15 protein-coding genes are annotated in these 12,814 nt (G+C 41.8%); 6 read left to right on the top strand and 9 right to left on the bottom strand.

Features of this window, described 5'->3' with window-relative positions; translation table 11 throughout:
• Positions 1–353: 353 nt before the first annotated feature.
• Positions 354–1,610, top strand: a complete 1,257-nt coding sequence (locus tag LCM11_RS07235; RefSeq protein WP_224893577.1) for a hypothetical protein — start codon at positions 354–356, stop codon at positions 1,608–1,610.
• Between the two features lie 117 nt (positions 1,611–1,727).
• On the opposite strand, the gene LCM11_RS07240 is transcribed toward LCM11_RS07235, so the two are convergent.
• From LCM11_RS07240 to LCM11_RS07255, 4 genes are all read right to left on the bottom strand, one after another.
• Entirely contained in the window at positions 1,728–1,931 is a 204-nt protein-coding gene (locus LCM11_RS07240) for a hypothetical protein (protein WP_224893578.1), read from the bottom strand.
• 100 nt (positions 1,932–2,031) lie between these two features.
• A complete protein-coding gene (arsC, locus tag LCM11_RS07245) occupies positions 2,032–2,454 on the bottom strand; it encodes an arsenate reductase (thioredoxin) (protein ID WP_224893579.1) in 423 nt (140 codons plus the stop codon).
• A gap of 60 nt (positions 2,455–2,514) precedes the next feature.
• Positions 2,515–3,810 carry an arsenic transporter gene (locus LCM11_RS07250; RefSeq protein WP_224893580.1) on the bottom strand — a complete coding sequence of 432 codons (1,296 nt, stop codon included), beginning with the start codon at positions 3,808–3,810 and terminating at the stop codon, positions 2,515–2,517.
• A 13-nt stretch (positions 3,811–3,823) separates the two neighbouring features.
• Positions 3,824–4,168 (bottom strand): ArsR/SmtB family transcription factor, encoded by a 345-nt coding sequence (locus tag LCM11_RS07255; RefSeq protein ID WP_224893581.1) that lies wholly within the window; start codon positions 4,166–4,168, stop codon positions 3,824–3,826.
• Between the two features lie 132 nt (positions 4,169–4,300).
• Between LCM11_RS07255 and LCM11_RS07260 the strand changes: the two genes are divergently transcribed.
• Both LCM11_RS07260 and LCM11_RS07265 read left to right on the top strand, forming a co-directional pair.
• The gene (locus LCM11_RS07260; RefSeq protein WP_224893582.1) at positions 4,301–5,134 is read left to right on the top strand and encodes a protein-glutamine gamma-glutamyltransferase; all 834 of its coding nucleotides are present in this window, start codon (positions 4,301–4,303) and stop codon (positions 5,132–5,134) included.
• Positions 5,135–5,250: 116 nt separating this feature from the next.
• Positions 5,251–5,481: a YjcZ family sporulation protein gene (locus tag LCM11_RS07265; RefSeq protein WP_224893583.1), complete on the top strand. Its 231-nt coding sequence runs from the start codon at positions 5,251–5,253 to the stop codon at positions 5,479–5,481.
• A 288-nt stretch (positions 5,482–5,769) separates the two neighbouring features.
• Here LCM11_RS07265 and LCM11_RS07270 read toward each other — a convergent pair whose 3' ends face one another.
• Genes LCM11_RS07270 through pgsB form a run of 5 tightly spaced genes read right to left on the bottom strand, consistent with a single transcriptional unit; the run spans position 5,770 to position 10,641 of the window.
• Positions 5,770–6,156 (bottom strand): hypothetical protein, encoded by a 387-nt coding sequence (locus tag LCM11_RS07270; RefSeq protein WP_224893584.1) that lies wholly within the window; start codon positions 6,154–6,156, stop codon positions 5,770–5,772.
• A 21-nt stretch (positions 6,157–6,177) separates the two neighbouring features.
• Positions 6,178–7,830, bottom strand: a complete 1,653-nt coding sequence (gene ggt, locus LCM11_RS07275) for a gamma-glutamyltransferase (RefSeq protein ID WP_224893585.1) — start codon at positions 7,828–7,830, stop codon at positions 6,178–6,180.
• The gene (locus tag LCM11_RS07280) at positions 7,823–8,983 is read right to left on the bottom strand and encodes a CapA family protein (RefSeq protein WP_224893586.1); all 1,161 of its coding nucleotides are present in this window, start codon (positions 8,981–8,983) and stop codon (positions 7,823–7,825) included. The genes ggt and LCM11_RS07280 overlap by 8 nt, the downstream gene beginning before the upstream one ends.
• A 12-nt stretch (positions 8,984–8,995) precedes the next feature.
• Positions 8,996–9,445 carry a poly-gamma-glutamate biosynthesis protein PgsC gene (gene pgsC / locus LCM11_RS07285; RefSeq protein WP_014644462.1) on the bottom strand — a complete coding sequence of 150 codons (450 nt, stop codon included), beginning with the start codon at positions 9,443–9,445 and terminating at the stop codon, positions 8,996–8,998.
• A 14-nt stretch (positions 9,446–9,459) separates the two neighbouring features.
• On the bottom strand, positions 9,460–10,641 hold the full coding sequence (gene pgsB / locus LCM11_RS07290; protein WP_224893587.1) for a poly-gamma-glutamate synthase PgsB: 1,182 nt from the start codon (positions 10,639–10,641) through the stop codon (positions 9,460–9,462).
• 529 nt (positions 10,642–11,170) lie between these two features.
• On the opposite strand from pgsB, the gene LCM11_RS07295 reads away from it, so the two are divergent.
• The 3 genes from LCM11_RS07295 to LCM11_RS07305 are packed head-to-tail and all read left to right on the top strand — an operon-like array spanning position 11,171 to position 12,764.
• Positions 11,171–11,596 carry a DMT family transporter gene (locus tag LCM11_RS07295; protein ID WP_224893588.1) on the top strand — a complete coding sequence of 142 codons (426 nt, stop codon included), beginning with the start codon at positions 11,171–11,173 and terminating at the stop codon, positions 11,594–11,596.
• Between the two features lie 19 nt (positions 11,597–11,615).
• Entirely contained in the window at positions 11,616–12,311 is a 696-nt protein-coding gene (locus LCM11_RS07300) for a Crp/Fnr family transcriptional regulator (RefSeq protein ID WP_224893589.1), read from the top strand.
• 12 nt (positions 12,312–12,323) lie between these two features.
• The gene (locus LCM11_RS07305; protein ID WP_224893590.1) at positions 12,324–12,764 is read left to right on the top strand and encodes a DMT family transporter; all 441 of its coding nucleotides are present in this window, start codon (positions 12,324–12,326) and stop codon (positions 12,762–12,764) included.
• Positions 12,765–12,814 lie beyond the last annotated feature (50 nt).

Below are 12,814 nucleotides of genomic sequence, written 5' to 3' on the forward strand. Positions count from 1 at the left end.
GGTTCGTTCACAAAATTATAGTTGGGTTGGTGGGGAAATAGCGAGACTCCCATGGGAGAAGGGACTAGGTGAGATCCCACAGGGAGTGAAACGAGCGAGGAAGCTCACCGTTCCCCCATAGGAAAGCGAGTTATTTCCCCACCAGCCCTTATCCATCTAACGTAACGGACCCATTTATCTCGAAACTGAGTCTTCAACAAATGGGAGCTTATGTTCAAGATGGAAATGGGGATTAACATAGTCTATTGATTAAATACTATTTACTATATAAGTATAATTTTTCCTAAATGCGTTTTTATACTTCGCTTTCTGGGTAATAAAAGTGGAGGAATTAGTAAACAGGGGTGATCATCATGGGAATATCATCAATGAAATTAGGTTTGATTGCACCTCCAGGATACCCTAAAGAACTAGGGGAGAAACTGGAGCAAGAATTGCCTGAATGGCTCAGCTATTACGTAGATGACGAATATAACTGGGAAGTAGAATATGTTATCAATCCTCTTACAGGAGTAACTGAAGATTCTATAGAAGTATTAAATGCAACTATGGATAAAAAAGAGGAAGAGAACTGGGACTTTTCCGTATGCATCACCGACCTTCCTTTATTCAATAATGAAAGACTAATCGTTGCTGAAGGTAATGAGGAAGGACATGTTGCCCTTATCAGTCTGCCTAGTCTGGGTTCGACCCCAATGGTTAAGCGCGTCCGAGAATCAATCTTACAGTTAGTCAACGAAATGTATTACGGAAGCTCGGAAGAAGAACGGGAAGAGGCAGAGGAAAGAATCCAGTCTAAAGACCGGGAAGACCATCACGAGTTGCGTAATAAAAACTCTACAAGTCTCGTCGGGAAGCGTGCATTCGAACGACTTTCTCCTATTCGACGCGAAACCCCAGACGAAAAGGAATCAAACGTCGATGTCCGCTTTCTGGTGAACTCCCAGGGCAGCGGAGCCTTACGTTTAATAACCGGAATGGTGCGGGCTAACCGGCCGTGGGCGATGTTTCCAGCCTTTATGAAAGTCATTGTCATCGCCTTTACCACAGGAGCCTACGCCCTCGTTTTCCCTACCCTATGGCAGCTAGCCAACAATTACGATGTCTGGCGGATGTTCATGCTGTCAATCGTCTCGATCCTGGCCATGGTCGGATGGGTAGTTGTCGCGCACAATTTATGGGAAAAACCCAATAAGGAACGTGCGGATATCATCCGTAAGTTCTACAATACCGCAACGCTTCTGACGCTTTTTATCACCGTTAGTTTATATTACACGCTTTTATTTGTCTTGTTTTCCATCGCTGTCATCATGATTATTCCGATTGGTATGCTTGATTCACAGTTGTCAGGCTCAGTCGGGTACAGTCATTATTTTTATATAGCATGGACGGCAACGAGCATTTCAACTATTATTGGTGCGCTGGGATCGGTACTGGAAAATGAAGAGGTCGTCCTGTCTTCTACTTATGGGTACCGCCAACGCCAGCGTTATAAACAGATTAAACAAGCAGAGGAAGAAAAGCAGGAAGCTGAACAAGAGAAAAAAGAAGCTGCTGAAGAAAAGAAAGAAGCGGCTCAGGAGAAAAAGAACGCCCAAAAGGTCAGCTGATCAAGTCCGTGCGCGTGGTCTATTTTCTACCAATTGCACAATATAACCTTCTAAAAAAACGGGGACTGGTTCTATAAAGAACCAGTCCCCGTTTTTATCTGCAGACGTATGAAGTAATCAAGCACTTACTCCATAGGTAAGAATAAGAAAGCTGCTCAGCCAAACCACAATGCCTATTTGAGTTACCACATACATAACCCGTTCGAAAGACGACAATCCTCTTTCCTTCTTTGTTTTTTTCAGCTGGCGAACATAAAAGAGTGAACATAAAAGCAGAACAGCTATCGAAATTTCATAAGCGTTCTCTAAGAAACCTATCATGTCACTCTCCTCCTTGTAGCCGTTTTGAACAAAACATATTGTAAACAATGTAACATACTACGTCTAAAAAAAGGAATAATTTGGATTAAATCCTTACTATCTATTCTCCCTTTTCAGCAAAACGCTGAATTCGCTCACCAATTTGGTCGCGAACTCTTTGGAAAACGGCCCATTTTTCTTCTTCCGTTCCTTCTGCTTTAGCTGGATCATCAAATCCCCAGTGGTAGCGCTCGACATGCGGTGGAGTCATTGGACATTTATCATTGGCATCCCCGCACAGCGTAATTGCGTAGGCTGCGTTGTTCAGGGTATCAGGATCAATAATATCGGAAGTTTGATCCGAAATATCAATATCCACTTCGCTCATCGCTTTTACCGCGTTTGGGTTGAGTCCATGAGCTTCAATTCCGGCAGAACGGACGTCGTACTTATCCCCTAGATATTCTTTTCCAAATCCTTCAGCCATCTGGCTGCGGCAGGAGTTTCCTGTACATAGAAAGTAAACAACTGGTTTTTCAGACATCATAAATTTCTCCTTTTTGTTTCGTTTATCCAAAATAGACCTTTTTTATTAAATAAATAATTAGATGATTAAAAGCCATACATATAATCCGACTAGTGTAATAAATAAGGTAGGAACGGTTAGTACAATCCCAACTTTAAAGTAATATCCCCATGAAATACGGAAGCCTTTCATAGAGAGCACATGAAGCCAAAGTAACGTAGCAAGCGACCCAATCGGCGTAATCTTCGGTCCAAGATCAGAGCCAATCACATTGGCGTAAATGAGGGCTTCCCTCATGGTCCCTGTCGTGGCCGTATCAGAAATAGCCAGAGCATCAATCATCACGGTCGGCATGTTATTCATTACGGATGAGAGAATCGCGGCAATGAATCCCATCGATATGGTTCCTACAAATAACCCCTGGTCTGCTGCCGCCTGAATGACACTGGCTAACATATCGGTTAATCCAACATTCCGCAGTCCATAAACGACGACATACATCCCTAACGAGAAGAACACAATCGCCCATGGAGCGCCTTTAACAACTTCTCCCGTCTTCACAGCGGCACTTCTTTGAGCCATGATTAGAAAGAATATAGCTACAATTCCAGCAATGATGGAAACCGGAATTCCGAGCGGCTCACTTGCGAAGTAACCGACTAAAAGTACGGCTAAGACTGCCCAGGACATACGGAACATTTTGTGGTCCTGGATCGCTTCATTCGGCTTCTTCAGCTGGGATAAATCATAGCTCTCCGGAATACTTTTTCTGAAGAATACAAATAACACAAGAATACTCGCCACTAATGAAAATAGATTGGGAACGATCATTCTAGATGCGTATTCAATAAAACCGATATCAAAGAAATCGGCAGAAACAATGTTTACCAGATTACTGACTATCAAAGGCAATGAAGTCGTATCCGCGATAAATCCACTCGCCATAATAAACGGCAGAATCATAGCCTCCTTGAAATTTAAATTCCGAACCATGGCGAGCACGATTGGGGTTAAGATTAAGGCTGCCCCATCATTTGCGAATAAAGCGGCTACAACAGCGCCGAGCAGCGTGACGTAAATAAACATCCGTCTGCCATCGCCTTTAGCCACGCGAGCCATATGTAGAGCGGCCCATTCAAAAAAGCCGATTTCATCAAGAATTAAGGAAATAATGATAATCGCGACAAAGGCGAGTGTCGCGTTCCAGACGATATCGGTGACGGCGAGTACATCATTAAAATCCACAACGCCAAAGAGTAAGGCTAAGACGGCGCCGGCACAGGCCGACCAGCCGATCCCCAGATTCTTAGGCTGCCAAATAACGAAAACTAATGTAAGTAAAAAAATGATGGTTGCTACAATTGCTAAATTCAAAAGAATCCCCCTGCTACTTGCATTGGATGCGTAAACCGGCTTCGTCCAATGCTGCTAACTTTTCTTTCTGATCCGGTATTTGTTCTAATAATTGCTGTATGATTGGATAGGTTTCATGCTGATCATTTAAGGAATAGAAAATCCACTGACCTTTCCGCTTTTCTTTTACAAGTCCAGCGTCTCTTAATTTTCTAAGATGCTGACTTACAGAAGGCTGGCTCATCTCTAATACTTCAACAAATTCACAAACACAGCACTCCCCATCCTTTAGGAGGCCCACAATGGTTAATCGGCTTTTATCTCCTAAAAGCTTCAGCGTTTTAGCTGCATCTTCGATCTGTATGATGGTTTGTTCCATAACATCACCTCGGAAATCAGTATATAAGTATATGCTTATATTTGCAACAAGAAATTCATTTCATGATTCTCACCATATAGGAATACCATAGGTACAATAACAGATGTTTTACCTTGGAATAGGAGGATTCATATGATCCAAGTAGCCGGACAACCTTTTCAATCAAGTAACTACTGGAATACGGATGAAGTGGGAAAGGTCATCATCGAAGCGATGCAGGAGGCTCAGGACCTATACTCTTTTTCTTCAGAAAGGGAACTTTCCTTTGTAATCAAAGCCAGAAAAAACATCATTCAAAGCGCAACGCAAATGGATCAGGGAGAATCATCCTTTGCCACCTTTAAGAGATCCCGCTGCAATCCGGAATATTGGAATCTGACAGAAGCGGGCGGGTTCCTATTGAAGCCTCAAGTGACCCCATCAGATGCGATTTTCGATATTTTTAAAAATAGTGATCTCTATAAATTCGAATGCGCAACTGCGTGCGTCATCAACTTTTACCATGGTATCCTGCTGACAATAGGCAGTCTCTCCTTTAACAACCTCTTTCCGAGACTCTATTTATACAGCTGGTACACGGATGAGGACCTCGGGCTATATTCTTTTTATGCCGATCATTATGTTCCGGGAGATGTAGTCTATTTTAATAATCCGGACTTTGCCGCTGAAACTCCCTGGTTAAGAGGGATTAATGCAATTGCCATGGGAAATGGCCGTTTTTTTGGACATGGATTCGGTATAAGAACCGCTAATCAGATGATTGAAGCGCTGAACAAAAAAAGAAAGCCGGATAGTCAGCAATCTGCCTATCTGGCAAGCTTAATTACACGACCTTCTTTCAATCAATTAGCTCATTTCTCTGGCGGTGGTCGCGCTAAAATGGCTTCCATCATCGTCCACCATAACAAAAACTCTATCTCATATATTAGCTATCTATTTGAGCTGAGTTATAAACTGAAGCATTGAAAAGCGTGGAGTGTGTGGTCGTGATACCTACCCATTTTTAACATAGACGGGCTCAACTTTGGGTTAGGCGAGTACTATATAATGACGATCACACAACAAAGAAAGGAAGTTTTCAAATGGATAACTTAAATTCTCCTTATGCTATGGCTGCTAATATGAATGCGCCTTATATGGGGGCAAACGTAAATGCACCGTATATGGATGCAAACGTAAATGCGCCCTACATGATGGCCCCGCAGATGTCCTGTGCTCCTGTACAACACTGCCCTCCACAGAAAGACAACTTTATATTAATTCTTGTGTTGTTTATATTATTAATCATTGTTGGCTGCAGCATTAGTTGGTAATGGTCTATTGTTTTCCGACAGAAAGAAGTACCTCTTTAAAGCATCCGGATCGTGATAAGGCTGCATACCGATCAGGTAAATAGAAATTTTTATTCCTAAATAGAATGAAACAAAATGAAACCAGCACCTTTCTTCTTTAGGTGCTGGTTTATGATTTAGGAAAACTGGGCGATTATAAAGGAAATATAACTCTGTTTACATAGACTAGGATCAAATGCCGCTTCTATCTTTTATACATTTATCTTTACTATGAAAACCGAGATACAATTTAAGCCATCTATCTTATAATCAGGAATCCAAGTTATATTTTTCATAATAATAACGCTGATTCTTTTTCCAATCATTCAATGTAGTTTTAAACACTTGTTCACCTTGCTGATCATAAACTCTTACGATATTTTGATTGCTCGTAATGGCATACTCCTTTTGCTGATCAGCGGTTGTGGAAGTCTTTTCTGCTTCACTCTCAGAGGAGACCGTTGCTTCTGTACCATTCTCCTGTTTATTTTCCGTTGTTTCAGATTGAGATTGGTCTTTTGAAGCTTTCTTTTGGAAGTTCGAGATCTCGATCTCTTCTCTTGCTGATAATGTTTCCAGTTGCTTAAACTGAGTCATAAACGTTAGAGCCAGTCCCAGAAGTACAAATGGTATAATGGATTTTATAGTTTTAGACATTAACAATCCCTCTCTTTCTATCTAATCTTTTCCTTGATATTCTTTAACCTGCCAAGCACCAGCGCGCCGTGGATCGGAGCCGCCGTATACGCTGTTCTCTTCTTGATCCACCACTAACGCCTGGACTCCTCCATAGTACGTGGGGGATACTTCCAGGTGAACATCATAATCTCGTTCCTCTAATTCTTCCTTCACTTCATTATCTATATCTTTTTCTACATAGACATCGTCATCTTCTATATAAAACCTGGGCGAAGCAATGGCGTCCTGAAGAGGTTCCCCAAACATCACATGTTTGGTAAGAACTTCAGTGAGCATCATTGGGATTCTTTCTCCTCCTGGTGAACCGATACCTATTTTTCTTTCTCCATTTGTCATAATGGTCGGGCTGGTAAAACTCCTTGGTCTTTTTCCAGCTTCCATTCCGTTTATGGAAGAGTCATCAGGACTGAAGTTCTTAAGCTGATCGTTTAAAAAGAACCCGCCGACTTCTTCACCTGAACCAAAATATGCGCTTAACGTATTCGTTACCGAAACCATGTTGCCGTCTGCGTCTACGACTACATAATGGGTGGTGCTGACGTGATCTTCTTCTGCCACTGTGTCACTAGTTTCATAGTCGTCGGATAATTCATCCATATCCACAGAAGAAACGAGGTCTTCTACATAATCATATTCGGTTAGTTCCTCGTATGATTGATCAGTGTACAAAGGGTCTCCGATATTCTCCACACGATCGTCGTACGTCCGTTTGGATATTTCACCAATCATATGGATGTAATCCGCTTGACTGCCTTCCGCCTCTTTTAGATCAACCATTTCGCTTGCTTTTAAGGATTGAATTAACGTTACGCCTGACAATGGCGGCGGAGCGGAATAGATATCATAACCTGCAAATTCACCCTTTACGGGAGCACTCTTCATAACGGTGTAATTGCTCAAGTCTGATTTGGTTAATTCCTTTACGTCGTCCGCGAGTTTATCAGCAATATCACCGGAGTAAAAAGCGCCTGAACCTTCTGATTGAATGCTTCTTAAAGTTTTGGCCAATTCTTTTTGTTTTAATGTTTCGTTTGGTTGAATAGGCTCTCCACCAGGAAAGAAATGATCTAATTTCTTAACAGGCATACGATGTGCATTATCCTCCAAGCGTTGTGTAAGATGCTCATCCACTTTAAACCCATCTTCCGCAAGTAAAATGGAGGGCTCTAAAAGTTTTTCCATGTCCATGGAACCAAAATCAGAATGAGCGGCCTCTAGACCCTTTACGAGGCCTGGAACTCCAAATTTATTAGAAGGGTTTGCACCTGAAATGGGTGCTGTTTCTCTGTATTGGTAAATCACAGGTTCCTTCTCTTCGTCCGCAGGGTGAATCAGCATGGCTCCCCCTCCTCCGATGCCTGATCCATATGGTTCAACGACACCAAGAGCATAGGAGACAGCAACGGCTGCATCGACAGCGTTGCCCCCTTTTTCGAGGACTTCCATGCCTGCTTTAACTGCCAGAGGATGGGATGAACTTACTCCGTATGCCTCCGTAGTACCGGTAGCTGGAGAAGATTGGATCCCATAGCCAGGAGCCTTTTCCATTCCCTGGTTACTGATAAAATAAGTCACAGCGGCTGCGGTCACTATGGTCATCATGATAAGAATGGAAAGGATTTTTTTATTCATCCTCTTCTAACTCTCCTTCTTCTAAAATGGAAGAGTGGTCAACTTCGATCACCAGTTTTCCATTTTCTACTGTAAAGTTCGATTCAGGCTCTCCTCGTTTTAACTGAGTAAAGATTTTCTTTTGATTGTATTTGTTATTGGTCACGGCAGGACGCGATTCCCGAATCCGCATAGGTAAGATTTCGAACCTTCCCGTTCCATCTTCCATCAAATCGTAGTTAACTAAAGCACTATCTCTCGTACGGGACCAGCCTTGATCAAAGATAAAGTTTCCAAGACTGTAGAAAATCACTGAATTATCGTACACTTCGACGGGAGATAATACGTGAGGGTGGTGACCTATGATGACATCTGCCCCGGCACCCACGATCGCCTTTGCCATTTCCTGCTGCCTGGGGTGAGGCTTGTTATCGTACTCCGCTCCCCAGTGAATGTTGACGACCACCATATCCGCTTTCTCTTTCGCCTCTCTTACAAGAGGAAGAAAAGCCTCAGGATCTGCAGCTGCAATTCCTGGATTATATTCCAGAGCTCTAAACCCTGATACATAGACATCAGAAAAGCCAAGTGTCGCTATTTTTAATCCATTGGTCTCCTTGTAGTCAATTTGCTGAGCAGCTTCCAGATTTTCACCGGCCCCAACAAAATCAAGCTCTTTATCTTCAAAGGTTTGAACCGTGTCAAGGAGCCCTTCAGGTCCAAAGTCCATAGCGTGGTTGTTAGCTAGATTCACATTTGAAAAGTTTGCATCTTTTAATGCTTCTACAGCACTTGGATCTGCACTCAAATGAATTGATTTATCGAGCTTGTCATAACTTTTCCCCTGCAGCGTCACAGGATTTTCGAAATTACCCGTTACATAATCTGCAGACTCGAAATAGGGAGCCACTTTTTCGAACAGATAATCGGTCCCTTTTCTCTCGGTAACTTCTTTTACATTCCGCCCAAACATCATATCGCCTACAAAAGCCGCACTGAAGTAAGAGTTTTCTTTTTCTTCAGCTTCTGGAGCGGGCTGTTTATATAAAAGTTCGAAACCTACAATGAATACAAATAAAATAATAATTCCAATAATGACGTGTTTATTGGTAGACTTTTTATGCTTCTTAATTTTCTGTAAAAATTTCTCTTGGTATGATAATTTCATCGACATACGACATCCATCCTATATGAGATAATAAACCGTCATAATTAAAAAGGTTACTCCACTTAGAAGCAGCGTACTGCCCGTGGTAATAATCAGTCCCTGTTTCTGCATCGTATTGGCAATTAAGCCGGGAACAATTACACCGATCCCTCGGAATTCTAATATTTCAAATGGAGCCATGGGGTAAAAGTAGTCGAACAGCAATTTGAGCACTATCCCTGTACTCAGCATGGCCGCGAACTTTCTCCGCCCGTAAAGAATCATAAATTTAGAAACGCCATACGTCACAATTAAATACGTCAGAAAACTAATAAATAATACAACGGCTATAAATATGGGCTGGTCAAATACGAGGGCTAAATATCCTGGCACTACTAATCCTGCCGGCATGACCCCGGTCTTCTCTGCAAAAATCAAACTTAAAATAACACCTAACACAAGGGATATATATAAATCGGAACCGAACATATGCTTTTTTCCTCCTAGCTGACAATCGGTTGATGTTTATGTTCATGAAACTTTTCTATTAACGGTTCTGCAGCTCCGTGGATATTGCCAACTCCGTACATTACACGGTCTTCTAACATTTCCGACAGAACTTCCATAATCTGATCAGTCGTATAACCTTCCAGATTCAGAAGGTGATCTACTTCAATTTTTCCTTCATTAACATCGGTAACTATTGGTTCTGTGGTTTCTCCTATCAACACGAGGGTATCGGTAGGGATATAAGGTAATACATCTTTGGAGAATTGCTCGGTGCGCTCTACTCTATCATCCCGGCAGTTCATAATAATGATAGGATTTTCAGAGGGGTAACCAAGAAATTCTACCCGTTTCCAGATATTAATAGTAGAAACGGCATCATTAGCCGCAAAGCCATTCACAAAATAAGCTGGCTTCTCAGGACTGCCAAGAGGGAGTATACGCATCGCCCCTGGATCAGGTTGAGCCTTTAACATCCCGCGGAATGCCGTATCTTCATCAATCCCAATGGCTTCTGCCACGGCTAATGATAAGGAAGCATTTTCAGGAAAAACCATATATTCAAACTTTTTTAAATACGAATCTGAAATTTTATTATTATCCGCTACGATGACCTTTGTATTCCTCTCCTCGGCAATTTCCTTATAGTAATTTACATAAGGACTCTCGGATACAATCAAGTGACCATTATATGGAATAGTAGATGTGAAAGCTTCCGCAACTTCATCAAGTGTAGGACCCATTACGTCCATGTGGTCTTCTAAAACATTTACAATAACTCCGATATTGGCTTGAAGCATTTTTTCCTGAAATACCACCTGATAATCAGGATTTACGGCCATACACTCACTAACCAATGCTTGCGCGCCTTTATCAGCCGCTTCTTTCACGACTAATCTTTGTTCACGGATATTAGGACCTTCCCGTCTGCGTTTAATAGGCTTTTCTTCATCGGTATCCCAAAAGATCATTCTTGCTGACGTTCCTGTAGTCTTGCCTATTGTTTTGTAGCCTGCTTCTTTCACGATACCGGTTATTAATCGAGTCACTGTTGATTTCCCCCGAATACCGTTGATGTTTACCCGTATAGGCAGGGCATTGACGTTCTTTTTATGCTGATGCCACTCATACGCACCGATAATTAGAACCGTGACCAACACAATAGGTATTAATAACATGTGTTTTCACTTCCTCTATCTTCATTAGTCTGTAACCCTAAGTAAGTTTAAGTTATATAATTTTAATTCACAACAGCTAGGGATAAAATTAATATTTTTATAGTAAAAATCCATACTAATACTCAAAGACACTAACTTTTTAACTTACAACATAAGGAATATGGTTTATTTATTAATCCAATTTATAAATGTAGAGGAAATAAATGTTATTAACCGTACACAGATTGTAATAAATCAGTAAAGTAAGTAAATCTTCCGAATATTATATGAGAATATTGAACTATAAAATTTGATAATCGTTAGAGGTGCGACTATGTAACTAAAAGCAGCAAGTATCATGTTAAAGAATCCAAGTCTTCTACTCTTTCTAAATAGATCCCTCTTCCTTTTATCCACTGTAAATAAGGGAAGATGCTTTCCCTGATATATAAAAAGAGATAAATAATTAAAATACCCCCAATTAAGGACATATGTCCTTTCGAAAGCTTATAAATTCCTCTTTAATAGATGCAGAAGAGGAGGATGAACAATGAAAGGAGCCATATTTGCCCTGCTTGGAGGACTCTGCATTACGATGCAGGGCATCTTTAACGCAAGGGTGAGTGAAGCAATAGGCGGATGGCATACAACATCGATGGTTCATGTCATTGCCTTCACGATCGCCATTATTATTTATTTAAATGTACGGGATGGAAAAGGAAAAAGCTTCAGGCAGGTACCCTGGCTTTATTTAGTGGGAGGATCGTTTGGGGTGATTGTTGTGTTTTCAGAATTAACAGCGATTCACAGAATCGGTCCAGCGCCTGCTATTGCTCTATTGCTCGTATCGCAAATCGGGACGGCCTTTATCATTGAGTCGCAAGGTTGGTTCGGCGAAAGAAAAGTCCCCATCACACGCAGACAGAGTATTGGCCTGACCATGATGCTCATCGGTGTCATCCTTTTTCAATTGTAAATCGAAGGAGAGGTTTAACGTGAAAGAAAGACCGTATTCATCACTCGACTCCTACATCCAACAGTACAAGCTTGAAGATTTATTTCCTGCATCCTTCCGGCAGCATATGAAGGTCGCTCCCTTTGAAAAGGGCGAAACTTTATTTTCTGACGGGGATGAGCTTGAAGAATTATATTTTCTCGTCGAAGGAAAAATTAAAATTTTTACGCTGACACCGGAAGGGAAGTCACTGATCAACCGCTTTAAACGGCCGCTTGCTGTAATTGGGGATGTCGAATATGTTAAAGGCAGCCCGGTTCTCAATTCAGTGGAAGCCGTTACCGAAGGGGTCATGATTTCAGCCCCCTTTTCGCATTTAAATGAGCTTGAAAAGGAGCATCCAAGCTTTATCCGGTTTCTGCTGGATACGGTAGCCCATAAGTTTTATACCGAATCCCATACCACAAGTATGCACATGCTTTATCCCGTGGAAGTACGCCTGGCGAGCTATTTATTATCCATTTCTTCGGTTGGTGAAGGAACGGTTTTTCATCAGGAAATGCGAACGTCCAATTTAATCGAACTCGCCGAGTGGATCGGCACCAGCTACCGTCACTTGAACCGGGTTTTGAAGAAAATGGCTTCTGAAGATGTCGTCGAGAAAACCAATGGATCGGTTACGATTAAAGATCTGGAAAAGCTTCGAACCCTCGCGAAAGGAAATATCTATGAATAAGGAGGTGCTCTCATGGTTGGAGCGTCACTCGCCATTATTTCCGGGATTTTAATTAGTCTGCAAAATATATTTAATGCCAGAGTCAGTGAAAAAACAGGACCATGGGCTACTACTACACTTGTGCTCGGCTTAGGTCTCCTTTGCTCCCTGCCTGTCTTTTACTCGGTCGAACAAAGAAGTCTATTTGCGTTTGGTGATGTTAATCCTATCTTCTTATTTGGTGGTGTATTTGGTGTCGGAATCGTTTTCTTCTTAATGAGGGGCGTTTCCTTGATCGGACCGGCCTATGCCATCTCGATTGCACTGATTTCACAGATTATAATCGCTTTTACAATCAATACAGCGGGCTGGTTCGGGTTCGAATCTTCTTCCATCTCATGGCAGAAGCTGATCGGCATTACGCTTTTGATCGGCGGGGTTCTCGTTTATAAATTAGAAAAGAGGACGGAATGAAGGGTGCTCATGAACAGCCTGGACCATTAGAAAAGCTGAAGATGATCAGG

The organism is Halobacillus halophilus (assembly GCF_020171985.1).
In the GTDB taxonomy this organism is placed as follows: domain Bacteria; phylum Bacillota; class Bacilli; order Bacillales; family Halobacillaceae; genus Halobacillus; species Halobacillus halophilus_A.